Origin of the sequence: Stieleria marina (genome assembly GCA_007741555.1) — a bacterium.
Lineage (GTDB): Bacteria > Planctomycetota > Planctomycetia > Pirellulales > Pirellulaceae > K23-9.
The window spans coordinates 1-19,097 of sequence record CP036526.1 but is presented as its reverse complement, the minus strand read 5'-3'; the positions used below and the strand labels follow the sequence as shown (position 1 = coordinate 19,097).

The window sequence follows — 19,097 nt, the reverse complement described above, 5'->3', positions numbered from 1 at the left end:
TGGTTGAACAAGATCGCCCTGAGGGGGGAAAGCAGTAATGCTCCGTCATTTGATTATCGCAGCCGTCCTGATTGGTAGCTCAGCGATGTTGGTCGAAGACGCTTCGGCTGACCAACGCGCATTTGGCCAAAGCTGGGGCGGTCAATCGGCCAGCCGCGACTGGAACCGTTTTTACCACTACCCGTACGTGTACTATCCTCAGAATTTCTGGGGCCAAGAGTACTATCGCAGTAGCGACAGCATGTACCACCGCTACCCGCAAGAAATGCGAGTGCCGGTTTACAACAAAAAGTGGCACAACTACTACCCCAGCAATCGCCGCTTCCACTCGGGTCACCACTTCAATTTGGACGTCTTTTAGGCCAACCAAACGCAGGGTCGCAGCCGTTGAGCTGACGTAACTGATTTGTTGCAGAAGAGAGACCGACCGCGATCGGTCTCTTTTCGTAGCTATAGTGGATGACAGGTGACGGTTGTTTGAAACACCCACCCATTTTCGTCTACTTACACCCTGTTGCGATGGCCTCTGGCACCAAGATCCGTTCGCTGTCGCGCTTGCTTGACGCATCCAGCGCACCGCTGTGGGTAATCGGGCCCAAAGGCACCCTGATCTATCTTTCCGCTGCCGTTGCGCGCTGGCTGGGTATCGACGTCGACGTGCTACTGGACCGTCATTGCGTCGCGGGTACATCGATCTCCGATGATCCTCTGGATTTCGTCGCTGCCTCGCTGTCGCCGCCTCCTGGTTTCAACGAACGAGGCACTGCATCGCTTCGTGTTCAACCGCCGCCAATTGACGGCCGTAAAGTTACGCCGCTCGATGTCCGATTCGTTCGCGCTGGCACAGCGTCGGATTCCATGACATTTGCGATCGGCGGTCAATTTGACGATGCAGTCGCTGACACGGGCGGTGCGACTGAAGTCCTGCAAGCAGTGGAACTGCGCAAAAAACTCGACGCCTGGCGAGCCCATCACGCGGACATCGCAACGATCGCCACGGCAGGTGTTTCGTCACAAGCCAGACGCATGCGGACGAAACTCAGTGTCGCTGCATCGACCCGCACGCACTTGGCGTTCTTTGGCCCCGATGGTTCCGGTTCGCTATCGATCGCCATGAGGGTTCACCAACAGTCGGCTCCGGATGAACCGCTGGTCCGCGTCGAAGGTCCGTTAATGGACCCCGAATTGCTAGACGCCACGTTGATGACGACGATCAATCAGCTTTCGGAATCAAAAACCACTCGCGTAACGGTGCTCGTCAACGAATTGGACGACATGCCGATCGAAGCACAACATCGGCTAAGCGAGTTGCTGACCACGTTTGCACCACGGCTGCGACTGATCGGGCTTTGCACCGAACAACCACGATTGCTTTGCGAGCCGCTTGGCGAAAGCAACGACGACGACACGATCTCGCTGGAACCGGAGTCAACGATTGGACTTCATCCCAAATTGATTGATGTACTCAGTACGCTTTCGGTCGTGATTGATTCTCTGGCCAGCCGTGTCGAAGACATTCCTGTATTGGCGACCGCCGCACTGGATACGCGTCGCGCATCGGGCGACGGCAACGCCGAACGTTTCGGACGCGCTGCTTTGGACGCACTGATTGTTTATCCGTGGCCCGGGAACTTTGAAGAACTTGAATCGTCTGTCCGGCACGCAATTGCGGCAGCACCGCGCGAATCCATCGGATTGGAACATCTGCCTTTAGCGATACGGTCGTTTCGTCCAGGGCACGCCGACGCAACTCAACGTCCCGCCAACATTTCACTTGACGAGAGTGTCCGGCGATACGAGCACAAAATCATCTCAGAAGTGCTGGAAGCTAGCGATAACAATCGCGCCGAAGCCGCCCGCCGGCTCGGTATCAGCCGCGCGCGTTTGCTACGAAAGATCGACGAGATGAATCAATGAGCGGGATCTCACCTCTGATTGATCCATCGCTCATTCAAACTTGGATCGTTTGCGAATCCGATCAACGATGGATGACCGCATCACGCCGATTCGCAACGCATCTGGTGCCTGCTCCCATGACCGTGAATCTGGTGTCCGCTGAGCCCAATCTAGTAAGGCGATTGCTGATCGGTAAACGCAAGGCGGTTGTGCTGTGGGAGATTGATGGAAGTTGTGCTGCCCGGATGTATGATCTGGTAGCGTCCACCTCCCTGGGCGCACCAGGTATTCTTCAAATTGTGGCGGCAAACGGGATCACGCCTCGCGATCAAATGGCGCTCACAGAATTGGGGGTCGGGGCCATCATTTCGCAGCCCGAGCAACTGCCTGGTTTGAGCAACCTGTGTCTGCGGTATTTCAAGTAATCCCGCGAAGCCAATCACCGGGCATTTCTGCCATTTCATCGCTACACCTCCCTGGCGTTTATCAGCCAAAAACGTCCGCGGGCGGTGCTCTGCTGCCCCGTCGCGTGGCCAGCTCCGCAGCCAAGTCATTGCTTGATCGTACAGGGGCAAACAACGGGGAGTGTTCAGATCTGGCCCAGCTTCTAGACTGGAAAGGGTTCTCAATTGGGTTGGTGTCGAGAGCTTCTCTCTGTCAGCACCACCCCGACAATCCACCCGCCAAAACGATCCATCATGTCTCTTTCGGTTGAATCCGTTCACCAAGCCATTGCCAACTATCCCGACCCCGAAACCGGTCGACCGTTGGACAAAATGAACCAGATCAAGTCGGTCGATGTCGATGGATCGACGGCCAAGCTGACCATCGGTTTGACAACCCACAGCATGCCGATTGTCGAAGACGTTCGCGATGCGTTGCAATCGAAGATTGTTGCAGCGAATCCTGGCACCGAAGTTGTGATCGATTTTGTGGTCCACGATCGACCGCCCGCTCGAATCGGTCAAATTGGTTTGAGAGCCAAGAGTGTGATCGCTGTGGGGAGTGGCAAAGGTGGGGTTGGCAAAAGCACCGTTGCAACATCGATCGCCCTGACCTTGCGTCGCTTGGGCGCCAAAGTTGGTTTGATGGACGCTGATGTTTATGGCCCCAGCGTCCCGCACCTGCTGGGTCTGACCGGTCGACCAGCAATCGGCGAAAACAAAAAGATCGAACCCATCATGCTCGGTGATGACATGCCGGTCATGTCGATGGGTTTTTTGGTCGAACCCGATCAAGCCGTCATCTGGCGAGGACCGATGTTGCACGGATCGATCAATCAGTTTTTAAGCGACACTGATTGGGGCGAATTGGATTACTTGATCATCGACATGCCACCAGGCACCGGTGATGTTGCGTTGACACTTTCACAAGCGCTACCGCTTGCTGGTAGTGTTGTCGTTTGTACTCCGCAAGAAGTCGCGCTACTTGATGCGATCAAAGCGATCAGCATGTTTCGCAAAGTGAACATTCCCATCTTGGGAATGGTCGAAAACATGAGCGGTTTTCTTTGTCCTGATTGCGGCAAGACCTACGACATCTTTGGTCGTGGAGGCGCAAGAGACAAAGCCGAAGAAACCAACGTGCCGTTTTTGGGTGGCATGCCAATCGACATCAAATTGCGCGTCGCTGGTGACGAAGGACGTCTTGCCGAAGTGCTCGAATCGGATGCCGCGGCGCGAGCACCTTTAGAAGCAGTGACTAAATCGCTGGTTCGCAGCCTTGCTACCAAAGCGGCGGCCAACCCACCCAAGGCTAGCTTGCCGACCCTGTAGGCCCATTAACGCTGCAGGCCCGTCAAGATCGTGCTGCAGTTTCGCTACGGCAGCCCGAAGTCTTGCGGTCAAGCACTCGCCGTGTACGTCGCTAGCATTCATTCTTGGCTGGTTGCAAGTGCATGAAAAAACCGCCCCATAGGTAAACCCATGGAGGCGGTTCTGTGAACTGCGATAGATGGATCCCGAAGGGTTCCATCCAGAAGACTAACGACGCTTCTTAGCGGCTTTCTTCTTAGCAGGCTTTTTCTTAGCAACTTTCTTCTTGGCAGCTTTTTTCTTAGCAGGCTTTTTCTTAGCTGCTTTTTTCTTGGCTGCTTTTTTCTTAGCAGGCTTCTTCTTAGCTGCTTTCTTCTTAGCTGCTTTCTTCTTAGCAGGCTTCTTCTTAGCTGCTTTTTTCTTCGTTGCTTTCTTCTTAGTTACGCGCTTCTTAGTTACGCGTTTCTTAGCTGCTTTCTTCTTAGCCACGTTTTTCCTCCGCGAAGGATGTAAACGACGGCGAGTCCTTGTGACTTTCAAAGCGGACGCTTCGGAAGCCACCGGCCACGGCTCACCTGTCGTCGATAGTGATTGGACCGACGAGCTTTGAGCAACTTTCAAAGTTCAATATTGTGTCGCCTTACTTAAAAGACAGACGCAACACGTACTGTGTAGCTACCCAACCTTGCTTATCCATCCAACCGTTAAAAACTGGGCGTAACTTTACGACCTTCCACAGATTCCGCAACATGTTTTCGGCAAAAAAATGCTTGCACTCAAAAAAAGTTTTCTACGCGGTGCGCTCTTCAACAACCTGTATGCGTTTTGAACAACGCGATTGTGCGCCAACACAGAGACAGCGCGCGTTACTAAGCGACGACAACCAAACCATGCGAACCTATTTTAACATCGTTGACGTAAAGTGAAGCCTACCAACATGTTTTGACTTTGCGTTTGCAATGCTCATTCGAGCGATGTTGCGCCAATAGAACTCCTGCCGCGTTGTTGAAAACGTTTTCTGATCGTATGCGTAACCGTTTTGTTTTGCGTTGCAAACGCTTCAAAACGCAAGCCGCGCAAAACGAAAAAAATAGTTAGCGCCAACCGCCTCTTTGCTGCAACATTTGAAAACTCTGCACTGCAAACATCGCAAAGAAGATTCCCATGAAGGTCTGACCGTGCGTTAGCGCGTAGGCTGCAAGTAACCCTGCTGCCCCAACACTGATCCAAAGTGACTGGCTTTCATCGCCACCTGTTAACAACACAATCGAACGCATGATGTGCCCACCATCGAGCGGCCAAACCGGCAACAGATTTAGTAGCGCCCACACGATGCTGGGAAACACAAAGAAGAATGTAAACGCGAACAAAGCCGGATTCTCAATCCGTTCGCCAGGAAAGTACTCCGACAACACATCAAGTCCGGCCGGCAACGTTTTTAGAGCCGCGACCTCATAGCCCAATGCCTTCAGGCCGAACATGATGACGGCGGCCGCGGCAAGTTGAATCAATGGACCTGCAAACGTAATCCATAAGTCCTGTTTGGGCGTCAATCGCCCGATCGATCGACCCGGAATCATCGACGCGACGGGCGTTGCTAAACCGCCGAAATGGTAAAGCACAATGGACGAATGGATGCCCTGATGACGAAACGCAAACGCGTGCCCTAATTCGTGAATCAGAATCGATAGAAACAGCGCGGCAGTCCAGAGAATCAACAGCGGTCCCATCCCAGGACTCTCTTCGCCAAATGCCATGTCCATTCCACGAACAAAATCAAATCCGATCACGAGCGCGCCAAGCCAAAACGTCCAGGCGATTCGTACTGGAAATCCGAATGCATTGAATCGGAGGTCGTACTGTGATGCGGGCGGTTCTTGAAGGAGCATCGATTGTGTCGTCATGAAGGTCGCGGGCGGAGAGCGACTTAGTCTAACGAATCGTATCGGATTCTTTCACCAGACCACCGAAAAGGTCCACGCGGGTGTTACAGCTTCTTCAGCTGCCGAACAATTTCTTCAACGCTCGACCGGCCAGCGTGTGATTGACTGACTTTTTTCCAAGCCACTCGTCCGTTGGATTTGACAATGAAGGTTGCTGGGTACGCGGTCTCTCGTGGCGCGTTCCATCGCACTCCCCAAGACTGCACCATTTTCATTCCGGGATCCGCGACCAATACAATTGGTTCGGGGATGCGACGCGCGCCGAGAAACTTCTTTGCATGACGCTTTAATTCGTCTGACTCTCCCGGATAAACCAAAACGACTTTGTGAACCTTGTCTTTTAAAGTTCGAGCTCGATTGATCAGTGCACTCACCTGCGACGTACACAGCGGGCATTGGTAGCCGGGATAACCACGCAGTACGACGACGACGACGATGCCCTGTTGGTACTCGTTTTGCAAGTCGATGAAATCGTCTTTGCCGACGATCGGCAATTCAAAATTGATCGCCTTCTCACCAATCTCGATCGCGCCAGTCTCTTGGGCTGTCTCAGCGGCCAAACCAACGCGGCCCGATTGCGAACCGATAAACAAACACAAACAAGCTGCGATACGAATAAGCATGGTACTGCGAAAACTTAAAAGACGATGAAGTTGCAAGGTTAAAACAACGCTTTCTACGACTGACGGCGTTCGCGTTGGCGACGACTGTATCGTTCCAGCGTTTTACGTTCGGACGATGTCAGCGACTCTTCGCCCGACTCGTGAATCTTTGCCAAAATGCGATCTGCTTCGCTCGCTTCGTTTTCGATTTTTCGATCCGGATCGTGAATTTTTAGTTTCATCCGTCGCGACCGTTGGCTCATTCGCTGTTTCATCGTCGATAGCTTGCTGAAATCCAACCAAGCAAAGTTCCATTGCTGGTAGTAGTACAGCAGTCCAAATGCGATTCCAGCTAAGTGAACGGTGAAGGAAGTGGATCCGCCCATGCTGCCAAAGATCCCCAGCGCACCGGACACATTGGAGATGACAAAGAAGGTTGCCACGATCCATGCCTTCACCGGGAAGACAAACATCAAGAGGATTTCAGCGTTCGGGTTGTAACACGCAAACAAGATTGTCGTCGCAAGCACGGCACCACTGGCGCCCACCACGCTGCCCTGGTCGATGCCCATCAGCCAAAACCCGGCGCACCCAGCGATTCCGCCTGCCAGCATCGACAACAAGTAGAATCGAATGAATTCGTCGAAGCCCAATTTTTGCTCGACCGCGCGACCAAAAAAGAACAGTCCGACCATGTTGAAAAGGACGTGCCCAATTTCGTTTTGGTCATGCAAGAACCCGTACGTCAAAAATTGGTACCAAGTCCAAGGCTTCAGCGCGGTATCGTGAAACGTCGCAAAGTAGGGATACAACCAACCCAACGATTGCGAACCGATTTGCGTCTCGACGGTTTGCGTCGACATCATGTCGACGAAGTGAACAACAACCGTGATGATCATCAGGATGATCGCGGCGCTCTTGGGCTTTTTGTCTTGAGAACGCTGGTGGCGATCCCAGGCCGTTTCATCTCCGTACTCGCGACCATAGTCACGGTCATAAAGACCCATGGTTTTGCTGCTGTTTGAATGAAGTATTGAATGCGTGTGAATGTCGATTCATCGTAGCAATTCGCACCCTGGCACGTCGATATTGGTAAAACACCGCAAATCGTCCCGAAACGATGCTCTGCCCATTCACGCCAGATCGACAGGAGAGATCTGGGAGACCCGACGCGTTGCAAATTGGTTTAACAAAACACTGCTGCTATCTGCAAAACACTGCCCTCTTTCCCAATTGCTTTCTTGGGCATCGCTGGCCTATTTGATCCAACCACCACCGACCACCAGCGTGTCGTGGTAGACCACGGCAGCCTGCCCGGGCGAAATCGCCAACTGCGGCTCATCAAATACAACATCAAACTGTGTGGCGTCAGCCGGATCAATCTTCACCGTCGCGTTCTTGGGGGATCCGTTGTATCGAAACTGCACGGACACGTTTTCGGGTAAGTCGTTGGGGTCGATCAACCAATTCGCATCGTCCGCCGACAGACCATTTCGCTGAAGTGATGTCTGCGGACCGATCACGACATCGTTTGTTTCGGTTTCGATGCGAACGACAAAGTGCGGCGACCCCATCGCGACGCCCAATCCTTTTCGTTGGCCAACGGTAAACGCTTCGTATCCGTTGTGCGTTCCGACTGTTTTGCCAGCGGTCGTGACGATGTTGCCCGAAGTCGTGCCCACTCGATCGGGGCGGCGACTTTTGACAAAATCGCTGTGGTGACCTTGGGTGACGAAACAAATTTCCTGGCTGTCCTTTTTGCCTGCCACACCTAGCCCAAGCTCTTCGGCGATTTCGCGGATACGTGGCTTGTTGAAATCACCAACCGGCAACATCATTCGCGGCAATCGATCGGGGCGAATACCAAACAGCGCATACGACTGATCCTTGTTACTATCGCGTCCCCGATGAAGTCCACCGTCTTGCATTCGGGCATAATGTCCCGTGGCGACGAAATCTGCATCCACACCGTCGGCGTAATCAAACAGTTTTCCAAACTTGATCCAGTGGTTGCACTTCACACAGGGATTGGGCGTTCGCCCGCTCAAGTAGTCATCGACAAAGTAGTCAACAATCCGTTTGAAATCTTGTTGTAGGTCCAACGCATAAAACGGAATGTTCATCGCTGATGCGACGCGGCGAGCATCCGCGGCATCCGACGCCGTGCAACAGCCCTGTTTGTGGTCGGCTCGCTCTTGTCGAAGTGCACCGACCACTGGCAGCGATGTAGCGGGGGGCGACTTAGGGTCACCGCCGGTCGCCTGGCAAGCTGCTTCGCCGTAGGCTTGGGCGGATTCTTCGCCGTGGCGCATAAACACGCCGATGACTTCGTGCCCAGCATCCAACAGCAAATGAGCCGCGACGCTTGAATCGACGCCGCCACTCATCGCGAGAACAATGCGTGCCATGTATAGTTTCCCTTATCCTTGTGAGCGATTGATGCTTGTCAGACGCTCGCGAACGTAACACCTAACTCTGGAGTCAACGACGTCATGGACGCCGAACTGGTTCAACGTAGCGAAACGATCAACGAGCGCCTGCAACAGCTCGGAGACTCTCTTTGACCACGCTACTAAACGTGCGGAGATCGTAACGATCGAAGCCAAAATGGCTGAAGCCGGATTCTGGGACGACAACGATGCCGCCCAGATCGTGATCGGCCAGTTGAAAGGACTCAAGAGCATTGTCGGTCCCTTGGACGAATTGTCCAGCGCGGTCGAAGATTTAGGTGCGCTATTTGAGATGGCTGATGAAGACGAATCGATCGCCGTCGAGGTGTCCGAGGAAGTCACACGGTTGGAGAGCATCTTGGACAATTTGGAGCTGAAAGCGCTGCTAAACGGCCCCAATGACAACGCGGGAGCGATTCTGCAGATCAATGCTCGTGATGGAGGTACCGACGCCAACGACTGGGCTGACATGATGCTGCGGATGTACTCCGCCTGGGCCGTTGGACAAGACTACAAAATCGAACTTTTGGACCGACAGGACAACGAAGAAGCCGGCATCAACCACGCTTCGATCGCCATTCGTGGACCGATGGCCTACGGATACCTCAAAGGTGAAGAAGGCATTCACCGATTGGTTCGGATCAGCCCGTTCAACAGCGAAGGCAAACGTCAGACCAGTTTTGCCGCCGTCAGCGTCTCTCCCGAAATTGACGATTCGATCGATATCCAAATCGAAAAGAAAGACGTCCGCGAAGACACGTATCGCGCATCAGGTGCCGGTGGACAACACGTTAACAAAACCGACAGTGCCATCCGCCTGACACACGTGCCGACAAACACGGTCGTGCAATGTCAGAACCAGCGTAGCCAACACCAAAACCGCGACACCGCTTGGAAAATGCTACGTGCCAAGATGGCTCGTTTGGAAGAAGAAAAACGTGAAGCCGAAACGGCATTGAAGTACGGCACGCAAGCACGGACAGGATTTGGAAGTCAGATTCGCAATTACTTCCTGCATCCCGACCAACGCGTAAAGGATGCACGAACGGGACACTACGTCGGTAATTTCAACAGCGTGCTGGACGGCAGTGAACTGCAAGGTTTCTTCGACGCATTCCTCAGGTTGCGAGCCGGCAAACAAGTGAAAGAGTAGTTGACGAAACATCGCGAGAGTTCGAGCTTCACTACCGAAGGATCGCTAGTGAAGATGATGGTAAGTAAAGCTTGAACTCCGCGTTTAATTTCTCGAACTGGCGAGCGGTCAATTGTGCTTTCTTTGGACATGTCGACGATTGAGCAAGCCAGGGCTGCTTTATCGCATCGTCGTTTTGATTGCGGTCGTGCAATTTTGTAGCATCGGTTCCAAGTCGATCGCCTGTGATTGGGACTCGGAAACGCTTTTGCAAGAACGCATGCGTTTTCCGACAGCACTGGAAATCATTCTGGGTAAATTCCCACGCCATTCTGATGCTTTTTACGAATGGCGTCTGAAAGATCGTTTGGAGAAGCTGAAAGAAAATCCAGATGACGATCGTTTGCTTGATGATGTCGCTGTCTCGTATGAAAAATTGGGACGCTATGACGAAGCCATCGCCGTTGCCAAACGTCAGCTCGCTGTAACTCCCGATCGCTACGAATCACTCGCCAACCTTGGCACGTTCCTGATCCACAGCGGCAAACTACAAAGCGGAGTGGAGTACATCGAGAAAGCGATCGAGGTAAATCCCGACGCTCATTTTGGACGCGAAAAGTATCAAGTCCATCTGATCAACTACGTGATTTCGAGTTCCGTTGATGGCAAGGTTCAGCTGCCGCTCGGATCTCGCGACGACGAAACGCCCGCTCAAAAACGAGAAAACTTCTACCGGTATTTGCCCCGGGAGATGGGTGCCGAAAAGAACAAGCTGTCAACAAGCCAAGCCAACGAAGCGATCACTGGTATTCTTGGAATGATGAGGTTCTCTCGACACGATTCGCCAATCCTGCTTGAAGTGCTGGGCGATTTGCAATTGTCGCTCGGTGCAAACCAATTGGCCTACCGTGCTTACAAAAGTGCGGCGATCAACGCAAAAGAGAAAGCCGCGAAAGATGCCTACCAACAACGGGCCGCCAATTCAATTCACTGGCAACAATACACCTGGAAGGTCACCGAGAATGAAGATGTACCCGAATCCGCGCTCAACGATGACTTTACTCGCGAACGGAAAGATGCCGAATCATGGTTTGCCAGTATCGTAGAACAGGAAGCCCAATGGATCAAAGAAGGCGCCGCCGTCGATGAAAAATTCAACGCTACGTATCGTGGTCTCCAACCCACCGCACTAGAAACCGATCCTTTGCGTCATGTTGTTACCTATGATCCGCGTCATTCCAGCGGTGACGACCATAATCCTGTGATCGGCGTTGTTGTCATCATTGGACTCTGCATCGTCGGTGTTTGCGTCTACGTCGTGTCACGTTTACGCCGGACGAAGAACCTTTCTGACAGCGCATGAATCGCGAGACTCCATGGTCGCTCGATCGCTATTTGGATTTCTGCTCAGCGTTTTCGAGTAACTTTTGCTGGCGAATTCTTTCGTACAGTTTCCTCTGACGCTCTTCCCACTTTGAGGATTGTCGTTGTCTTTTCAAAAGCCAATTCACTTGAGATTGGAATTTGCTTTTGCGTAGGAGTTGAGAGTCCGGCGTCTCTGGAAAGACCTGCTCTGCAAGCGGCACGTACTCATACACTTCAGATGATTCCACGTTGCTCCCTTGAGAGCTTGGCGTTGGAAGATCAATGCGGGTTTGCAAACCCGCTTCGACCACCGAGCAACAAGCGATGCCGATAGCGATTGAAAGAAGTTGTTTCATAGTGATTGGCCTTTAGAGATAATCTACCCGACCGAGCCATCTAACGGCGAAACGTCGCTGGTTGTGAGTAGTCGCCAACACGAGCTGATGCGGTCTGTACTTTCGGTTCCACGCCTTGCCCTGACACCGTTGCGACCACTGGTGCTGCGGCCGGCACTTTCACAGCTGCCGCTGCGAGCGAGAAACCTTGGTTGACGTCTGTCACGGCAAACTGTGGTGGGATTTGACCTTTGACTTCGGCGGGTAGCTTGAACATCGCACCGGTCGCACCGTCGATCACAGTGCCCGCTACGCCACCAATGACAATATTGCCGGCCACCCACGGATCGATCTTGGCTTTCAACGGCACCGTCTGTGTCGTTGCGTCATTGCCGGCAAACACTACCGAGTACTTGGCTGGCCAGAAAGGAAACGCTTTCGCATCCAGAGTCACTTGCTGAGGCGTGACGCCTTGGTGAATGGTTTCGTTCTTACGATTCTGAATTGAGAAGTACGTCGGAGCTTGAGTGTTGGTCACCGTAACGGGGTACCGTTTTTCGCTGACGATCGTCGCACAACCCGTCGATCCAACTGCAAAGAGCGACAGCATTGTGATGACGACAAAAGTCGACTTGCGTGAAACCTGAGTTGCACGAGTGTGTTGCGATCCAACCATATCAGTTTCTGCAAGATGTTAGCGTGGAAGTGAACCCACCCGCTAAAATCGGCACATTAGCCAATGTCGCTTGATCGCTACTTGGGTCTTTTGAAAGACTTCCTAGCCTTGTCAATTCGCGGCCACGCATCGCAAGTCTTCAAGTGATCGTTGACCATTCCCATTGCTTGCATCAACGCATAGCAAGTCGTCGGCCCTACAAAGGACCACCCACGACGCTTCAGTTCCTTGCTCATGGCGGTTGATTCGGGTGTGCTGGCTTGGACTTGGCCACGACTGCGTAGCACCTTGGATCTGGAAGGTTCAAACTGCCAAAAGAACTTTGCCAAAGATCCGAATTCGTCGACAATCTTGATCGCTTGGTTTGCGTTGTTGATCGTCGATTCTATTTTTCCGCGATGCCGAATGATGCCTGGATCTTGCAACATACGATCGACAGCAGCACTTTTAAGTCGAGCGACTTTGGTGAAATCAAACTGCTTGAAGTGCTTGCGAAAAGCATCGCGTTTTTTCAGCACCGTGATCCAGCTTAAACCCGCCTGAAACCCCTCCAAACACATTTTCTCGAACAGCTTTTGATCATCACCAACCGGCACGCCCCATTCGTCGTCGTGGTATGCGATGTAAATCGGATCAGTACCGCACCACCAGCAGCGACGGATGCGATCGTCCAACTTAGTGGTGCTGGGTGTGTCTTTGCTCACGGAGATTTCGTCACTGGTTTTCCGTCACTTCGTCAAAATCCGAAAACGTACATCGGTGACTTTACTCTGCGGCAAGTCTTTTTGAATCTGTTTCAGGATCGATCGTTTTTGAAAGTTCAATTCTTGCAACGAAACCGAATCGGCGGCATAAATTTGCAGCACACCGCGTTTTAGTTTGCCGACCGTAATTGCAGAACCAAGTTGTCCACCGACTGCCATTCCAATCGTGGCATGAAAGTCTTCGCCAGCGATCATCTGTGCGTAACCTCGCCGCGACATCAGTTGGCTTACCAAAGTACTGATTCGCTGGACGCGTGGTTTGTCGGACATGGGCAGATTTTCGATTCAGCGTGGCTTACAGAAAACGAACCGAGAAGTGTAGACGTCCGCTGGTGTTTGTTCCAATGGGATCGATTCGCGTTTGTGACCCTCTGGCTACGCAGATCTGCTTCAACACGGATACCGGCGTCGCGGGACTGCTTAGTTACCCCTAGAATGAAATCGACGTGACCCTTTGGTACTAGGAAATTCTGTGAATCTGACCGATCCAACGGCTTTTGATGAGCCATCCGACGAACGTTCAATGCCGATCATGGGCTGGCGCGAATGGATTTCGCTTCCTGATTTGGGTGTGCCTCGTTTGAAAGCAAAGATCGATACGGGAGCACGATCGTCCAGTCTGCATGCGTTTGAGATCGAGACGTTTACTCGTGATGACGAAGTTTTTGTCCGTTTTCAGGTCCACCCTGTGCAACGCAATGACGAAAAGACGATCGCGTGCGAAGCCAAAGTCCATGACGTCCGGCATATTCGAAGTTCATCGGGCCAGGCGCAAGAACGTTTCGTGATTCTGGCAAACGTTCGCTGGAAAAATGAAGTTTGGCCGGTCGAACTGACCCTTGCTGACCGATCTGAAATGGGATTCCGCATGTTAGTGGGACGTGAAGCTGTCCGTGGCCGAGTTTTGATCAATCCAGGAAAGTCCTATTTCGGTGGACGCCCCAAGCGAAAGAAAAAGAAGAAACTCTCGTAGTTGTCGCGACGGATTACGCAGCGACTGATTTAGCGACCAGTTTCACGCCGCCTGCCTAATCCGTCGACCTTGCTCTAAGCACTACTTATGAAACTGGCCATTCTGTCTCGCGGCCCCAACTGTTACAGCACCCAACGGCTAAAAGAAGCTGCTGTTTCGCGGGGACACAGTGTTCGTGTTTTGGACACGCTGCGATTTTCGATTGATCTCCGCAAAGGCGAGCCGGATCTTTACTACCGCTCCAAACATCTAAGCGACTACGACGCGATTGTGCCACGCATCGGTGCGTCGATTACGTATTTTGGAACCGCCGTCGTTCGCCAGTTCGAACAGATGGATGTTTTCACCACCAGTGCTTCGGCTGGCATCTCGAATTCGCGAGACAAACTTCGCTGCCTGCAGATTCTTAGCCGTCATCAGATTGGTATTCCGGCGACGACTTTTGTCCGTGAACGCAAAGACATCCTACCTGCGATCGAACGCGTTGGCGGCGTGCCGATTGTGGTCAAACTTTTAGAAGGCACCCAAGGCGTTGGCGTCATTCTGGCCGAGACAGTTCAATCCGCCGAAGCAATCATTCAGACGCTGCAGAGCACCAAACAAAACGTTTTGATTCAGCGTTTCGTATCGGAAAGCCGTGGCCGCGACATTCGTGCGTTTGTGGTGGGTGATCGTGTGGTTGCCGCGATGCGACGCACTGCCCAGGGGCAAGAATTTCGCAGCAATGTTCACCGCGGTGCAATTGCCGAACGTGTCATCTTGGACGAAACCTACTGCGAAACCGCGGTGCGTTGCGCTCAAATCATGGGGCTGCGAGTAGCCGGTGTCGACATGCTGGAGACCAAAGAAGGACCTCAAGTCATGGAGGTCAATTCTTCACCTGGTTTGGAAGGCATCGAAAACTGTACCCAACTGGACATCGCCGGTGCGATCGTCGACTACGTTGCCGCTCAAGTCGATTTCCCTGAGATCGATCTCAGGCAACGACTGACCGTCAGTCGCGGTTATGGAGTAACAGAAATCCATATCCCCGCGGGGTCAAAATTCATTGGTCAGACGATCGACGAATCCGGTTTGCCAGAGTTAGACATCAACGTTTTGACGCTCTACCGTGGCACGACGGTGATCCCCAACCCCCGTCTGAAACGCACGTTAGAGCCCGAGGACCGTCTCTTGTGCTTTGGTAAAATGGAAGTCATGCGTTCGATGGTCCCCGAACGGAACCGTCGCAAACGAAGCCCAAAGGTCAAAGTACTGTCGACCGATGTGCCAACCCACGAAACGACCCCGTAAACGAACACGGAAGTCCCGTTGTCACTGATTCGATTGGCTGATGGATTGGTGGCAGATGTTTTGCAACGTATTAACGTCTAAGGTGAAAGCTACTTTTGTGTCACCAAAATTTGATAGAAAGCTGTCTACTCGCATGTTTTCCAGTCGCAAAAAAACGCCCATCGACAACTGGCAAGGGCAAGCCGTTCCCGCTGGCGAAACGTCAAATGTACGCTTGGCCGTCAGCGAATCCTACAGCGGTATCTCGCTACGTATTCCCATTCAGATCCAACGCGCCAAGGAAGACGGACCGGTTGTCTTCATCACCGCTGCACTTCACGGAGACGAACTCAATGGGACGGGTGCGATTCGCCAACTGATTTGCGATTCGGAATTCGAGCTGCAAAAGGGTTCGTTAATACTGGTTCCTATTCTGAATCTGCTGGCCTTCGACCGACACAGTCGCTACCTACCAGATCGTCGTGATTTGAATCGCTGTTTTCCCGGCTCCAAAACGGGATCGCTGGCTGGAAGAATGGCGAATCAGATTTTTGAAGAAATTGTCACCCGTTCTGACTTCGGCATCGACCTCCACACCGCATCGGTTCGACGCACAAATTATCCCAATGTGCGTGCCGATTGCAGCAACCCTCTGGCCCGTGATTTAGCGTTTGCGTTTGGAAGCGAGTTCATCTTGAACTCTCCCGGCCCCGAAGGAGCTTTTCGCCGCGAAGCGTGCAAGGCGGGCTGTTCCACCATCGTGATGGAAGGCGGCGAAGTATGGAAAGTGGAACCCGCGATCGTTCACACCGCCGTTCGCGGTATCAAGAACATTCTCGTTTCGCTGAACATGATCGATGGCGATATCGAAACCCCCGAAACGCAGTTTGTGGTTGAACAAACTAAATGGATTCGCGCCGACCGAGGCGGTTTTCTGCAGTTCCATGTCCAGCCGGGCCAGATCGTCCAAAAAGATCAACCCTTGGCAAGCAACACCGACTTGCTGGGGACCGAGCAATCCGTCTTGGTCGCCCCGTTTAACGGCGTGATCTTGGGGATGACGACCCTGCCAGCCATCAGTCCAGGAGAGCCACTTTGCATGGTCGGTCGGCTTCCCAAAGGCACGGGAAGCGACATCAAAGAAGCCCGTATCGAAACTGGCGGCCCCGAAGAACAATCGCTGGAAGAGCGAACGCTGGATGATTTGTCTTCCAACGTGATGGTCGTCGAAAAAGAAGCCGACGACTTGGACTAGCGATCGCGAGCCATTGGCATGATCACGTAGCCGTAACCATCATCGGTGCTCAAGAGTGCCGGAGCGGCTCCTGATTCGATCTCCATGATAAACGTCGATTCGTTGTCCAGCACTTTGCAAAAATCAGCGACGTAGCGATGATCCATCGTCAGCGTGATGGATTCGCCGTCATAAGCGATTGGCAATTCGATTTGCGACTCACCAATGTCGGCCGTGCTGGCTTCCAATTTCAACGTGCCGTCGGCAAACGTGAAATCAATGCCACGGCTTTCGTGGTCGGTCACAATCGCTGCTTGACGCAGAGCGGCAAACAATGGCCCCACCGTCATGTCCAGCTGAATCGCATTCTCTCGCTGTGGAAAGACTTGACGCCAATTTGGATAGCGACCTTCGACCAGCCGAGAGTAGATCACGGCTTTAGAAGTCCGCAGTAGCAGGTCATTGTTACGAGCCGCTACGTCGACGGTTTCGTCCTTGTCGTCCAACGCTCGTTCCATCAACTGAATGGCTCGAGTCGGGACGATGGTGCTTGTGCCAGTTGTGCCGTGCTCCCCGACCGATTCGCCCTTGCCTTCCATTCTGGCCAATCGACGTCCGTCAGTGCCGACCGCGATCACGCTTTCGCCTTCGAGTTCCAAAAGCACTCCGCCAAGGGCATAGCGGCTGCTTTCGCTGTCAGTTGCAAACACCGTTCGCTTGACCATTGACCGGAAAAGTCGCGTTGGCAGAACGTGATACTTCGCTTCGTCAAATCCATCGACGCTTGGAAACTCATCGGGATTGTTGCCTGGCAGTTTGAATTTACTTCGCGAACCAGTGACTTTGATGCCGGAATCGTCGGTTTCAAATGTCAGGGTTTCGTCGTTGTTTTCTCGCAAGATGGCCATCGTCCGCTGAACCGGCAGCAAGGCGGTGCCCTCGGTTTCGACCTCAACGCCTTCGGAGAGTTCCAAGCGAATGCCAACTTCCATATCGGTCGCTGTCAAAGTCAGCTTTCCACCGGACGCTGTGATTTTGACGTTCTGAAGGATTTCTTTTGGCGAACGAGCAGGAGCAATGCTGGCGGCAAGTGCAAATGCGCTGGTGAGTGATTCGCGTTGGCAAGAGATTTTCATTCAGCCGGGACTCAGAAACCGTGGGTGGGGGAGGCATCAAAAACGTCTCGCATGTTGTACCGGCAGATGGATCACAACGCACGGGGTTGATAGATGCTAGTGCAGCAGCAAATGCTGCAAGCTATTAGAGTAAGTAAGATTTATCTAACGTCGTATTCGTAACCCGAAACAACATGGTGTCTATAACTAACCACGCGAACGCGTAAGTAGAGAAATATCAAATACTTACGAGAACAATCAGACAGTGGAAAACCCGTTCTTCTTCGGTAGTTGGTTTGTGCAGAACAGGCAGGGTTCTAGACAACCAATCACAGGGGCAGATGACACGGGAGAAAGACGAACATTGGTGCAGCACAGTGGGCGACCAAAACACCGACGACTTATCCACAAAAAAATACTTTGGATTGTCGTGGCACAGAGAGAGCAATCAGCAATGTCCGACAGACATTCGCTGACTGACGCGACGTCTACGAGAACAATTTCTCAGTGACATCGTTGTGGGTCTGATGCAGATCGGTATCAGAGTCCAACATCGATTCACTTTTGCGAATCGCGTGCAAGACCGTTGAATGATCGCGGCCGCCAAAGTACTTGCCAATCTGATCCAGGCTGTTGCCAGTCTGCCGTCGCGCAATCAGCATTGCCAAGGATCGGGCGCGTACAACGGATTGCTTACGAGAACTGCTACGCAGGTCAGCGGTTTTTAATCCCGAGCGGCGTGCCACGACTCGGCAGATCTTTCCTAGCGACACATCATCGCTTCGCTTGGTCGCTCCGATCGCGTTGTTGATGGCCGCCAGATCGACAGCAGAATCATTCATGCGGCACCACAACGACACCTGTTTCATAGCCCCGTCCAAGGCTCGAACGGACAGGTCATCTTCTAACCCAGCATCGAGCGCATCAAACAACGCTTCGTCCAGATTGACGTCATTCATCATCGCGAGTTCGCGTAGGATCAATCGTCTCGCCTCACCTGATGGCAAACGAATTGGCAACGTCAGACCGTGCAGGGTTCGACTTACCAAACGCGGACGAAACGACCGGATTTCCGGGGGCAAACGGCGACAAGTGATTAGCGTCGGTCGCTGGGCATCGGTACGCATTTCGATGCGAGCGGCCAATTCTTCTTGAGCAGGCGCTTTGTCTGCCATCAGATGCAAGTCATCGATGACTAACACGGGAGCATCATCAATTTCCGCACGAAACGGAGGCATGTCGTCGGCAGCGGATGCTTCGGCGAATCCACGAGCAAAATCAATCGCCGGCAGATACTTCACCGCGCCGACTTGTTGGACTTGGCCAAGAGCGATGGCTTGTTGAGCGGCCAAGTGCAACGCGAGAGAGGTTTTGCCACAGCCGGTGGGCCCGATTAGCAACACAGGATTACCCAAATCAAAGACGCCCGAGTTGCTTTGGCAAACCGATGTGATCAGACGATTTTCGGTACCCGCGATAAAGAATGGCAACGCGGGATTGTTGCCAGCCGTTGCGTCACGCCACCGAGCCCGGAGCAGTGGACGCTCCAGTGGAAAAGACGTGACGGTGGGCTGCGTGGCGATCAT

20 protein-coding genes are annotated in these 19,097 nt (G+C 52.9%); 9 read left to right on the top strand and 11 right to left on the bottom strand.

What is annotated here, in order from left to right; genetic code table 11:
- Positions 1–85 precede the first annotated feature (85 nt).
- The 4 genes from K239x_RS00100 (at position 86) to K239x_RS00085 (ending at position 3,671) form a co-directional block, all read left to right on the top strand.
- Positions 86–361, top strand: a complete 276-nt coding sequence (locus K239x_RS00100; protein WP_419190124.1) for a calmodulin-binding protein — start codon at positions 86–88, stop codon at positions 359–361.
- A 158-nt stretch (positions 362–519) separates the two neighbouring features.
- On the top strand, positions 520–1,917 hold the full coding sequence (locus K239x_RS00095) for an AAA-type ATPase lid domain-containing protein (protein WP_419189483.1): 1,398 nt from the start codon (positions 520–522) through the stop codon (positions 1,915–1,917).
- Positions 1,914–2,321, top strand: a complete 408-nt coding sequence (locus tag K239x_RS00090; RefSeq protein ID WP_145415692.1) for a hypothetical protein — start codon at positions 1,914–1,916, stop codon at positions 2,319–2,321. The genes K239x_RS00095 and K239x_RS00090 overlap by 4 nt, the downstream gene beginning before the upstream one ends.
- Before the next feature lie 273 nt (positions 2,322–2,594).
- A complete protein-coding gene (locus K239x_RS00085) occupies positions 2,595–3,671 on the top strand; it encodes an Mrp/NBP35 family ATP-binding protein (RefSeq protein ID WP_145415691.1) in 1,077 nt (358 codons plus the stop codon).
- Positions 3,672–3,878: 207 nt separating this feature from the next.
- Here K239x_RS00085 and K239x_RS00080 read toward each other — a convergent pair whose 3' ends face one another.
- The 5 genes from K239x_RS00080 to mnmA all read right to left on the bottom strand — a co-directional run bounded on the left by K239x_RS00080 (position 3,879) and on the right by mnmA (position 8,603).
- A complete protein-coding gene (locus K239x_RS00080; RefSeq protein WP_419190132.1) occupies positions 3,879–4,139 on the bottom strand; it encodes a hypothetical protein in 261 nt (86 codons plus the stop codon).
- Between the two features lie 605 nt (positions 4,140–4,744).
- Positions 4,745–5,539, bottom strand: coding sequence for a site-2 protease family protein (locus tag K239x_RS00075; RefSeq protein ID WP_145415690.1), 795 nt, complete (start codon positions 5,537–5,539; stop codon positions 4,745–4,747).
- A gap of 98 nt (positions 5,540–5,637) precedes the next feature.
- Positions 5,638–6,216 carry a redoxin domain-containing protein gene (locus K239x_RS00070; protein WP_145415689.1) on the bottom strand — a complete coding sequence of 193 codons (579 nt, stop codon included), beginning with the start codon at positions 6,214–6,216 and terminating at the stop codon, positions 5,638–5,640.
- A gap of 53 nt (positions 6,217–6,269) precedes the next feature.
- Entirely contained in the window at positions 6,270–7,202 is a 933-nt protein-coding gene (locus tag K239x_RS00065; RefSeq protein WP_145415688.1) for a rhomboid family intramembrane serine protease, read from the bottom strand.
- Positions 7,203–7,451: 249 nt separating this feature from the next.
- Positions 7,452–8,603, bottom strand: a complete 1,152-nt coding sequence (gene mnmA / locus K239x_RS00060) for a tRNA 2-thiouridine(34) synthase MnmA (RefSeq protein WP_145415687.1) — start codon at positions 8,601–8,603, stop codon at positions 7,452–7,454.
- A gap of 84 nt (positions 8,604–8,687) precedes the next feature.
- On the opposite strand from mnmA, the gene prfB reads away from it, so the two are divergent.
- Positions 8,688–9,798 (top strand): peptide chain release factor 2 gene (prfB, locus tag K239x_RS00055; protein WP_419189482.1). Its coding sequence is split into 2 segments (ribosomal slippage): positions 8,688–8,756 and positions 8,758–9,798, totalling 1,110 coding nucleotides; the frame shifts between segments, so codons are not numbered across the junction.
- Between the two features lie 139 nt (positions 9,799–9,937).
- On the top strand, positions 9,938–11,140 hold the full coding sequence (locus K239x_RS00050) for a tetratricopeptide repeat protein (protein ID WP_145415685.1): 1,203 nt from the start codon (positions 9,938–9,940) through the stop codon (positions 11,138–11,140).
- A 28-nt stretch (positions 11,141–11,168) separates the two neighbouring features.
- On the opposite strand, the gene K239x_RS00045 is transcribed toward K239x_RS00050, so the two are convergent.
- From K239x_RS00045 to K239x_RS00030, 4 genes are all read right to left on the bottom strand, one after another.
- Positions 11,169–11,498: a hypothetical protein gene (locus tag K239x_RS00045; RefSeq protein ID WP_145415684.1), complete on the bottom strand. Its 330-nt coding sequence runs from the start codon at positions 11,496–11,498 to the stop codon at positions 11,169–11,171.
- A gap of 40 nt (positions 11,499–11,538) precedes the next feature.
- Positions 11,539–12,153: a hypothetical protein gene (locus K239x_RS00040; protein ID WP_145415683.1), complete on the bottom strand. Its 615-nt coding sequence runs from the start codon at positions 12,151–12,153 to the stop codon at positions 11,539–11,541.
- A 77-nt stretch (positions 12,154–12,230) separates the two neighbouring features.
- Positions 12,231–12,857: a DNA-3-methyladenine glycosylase I gene (locus K239x_RS00035; protein ID WP_419189481.1), complete on the bottom strand. Its 627-nt coding sequence runs from the start codon at positions 12,855–12,857 to the stop codon at positions 12,231–12,233.
- A gap of 24 nt (positions 12,858–12,881) precedes the next feature.
- Complete coding sequence (locus tag K239x_RS00030; protein ID WP_145415681.1) at positions 12,882–13,187, bottom strand: DciA family protein; 306 nt, start codon at positions 13,185–13,187, stop codon at positions 12,882–12,884.
- 202 nt (positions 13,188–13,389) lie between these two features.
- On the opposite strand from K239x_RS00030, the gene K239x_RS00025 reads away from it, so the two are divergent.
- The 3 genes from K239x_RS00025 to K239x_RS00015 all read left to right on the top strand — a co-directional run bounded on the left by K239x_RS00025 (position 13,390) and on the right by K239x_RS00015 (position 16,417).
- Complete coding sequence (locus K239x_RS00025; protein WP_419189480.1) at positions 13,390–13,890, top strand: ATP-dependent zinc protease family protein; 501 nt, start codon at positions 13,390–13,392, stop codon at positions 13,888–13,890.
- An 87-nt stretch (positions 13,891–13,977) separates the two neighbouring features.
- Positions 13,978–15,183, top strand: a complete 1,206-nt coding sequence (locus tag K239x_RS00020) for a RimK family alpha-L-glutamate ligase (protein ID WP_145415680.1) — start codon at positions 13,978–13,980, stop codon at positions 15,181–15,183.
- A 133-nt stretch (positions 15,184–15,316) separates the two neighbouring features.
- Positions 15,317–16,417: a succinylglutamate desuccinylase/aspartoacylase family protein gene (locus tag K239x_RS00015; RefSeq protein WP_145415679.1), complete on the top strand. Its 1,101-nt coding sequence runs from the start codon at positions 15,317–15,319 to the stop codon at positions 16,415–16,417.
- Here K239x_RS00015 and dnaN read toward each other — a convergent pair.
- Positions 16,414–17,532 (bottom strand): DNA polymerase III subunit beta, encoded by a 1,119-nt coding sequence (gene dnaN / locus K239x_RS00010; protein WP_145415678.1) that lies wholly within the window; start codon positions 17,530–17,532, stop codon positions 16,414–16,416. The genes K239x_RS00015 and dnaN overlap by 4 nt on opposite strands.
- 467 nt (positions 17,533–17,999) lie before the next feature.
- Positions 18,000–19,097, bottom strand: coding sequence for a helix-turn-helix domain-containing protein (locus tag K239x_RS00005; RefSeq protein ID WP_145415677.1), 1,098 nt, complete (start codon positions 19,095–19,097; stop codon positions 18,000–18,002).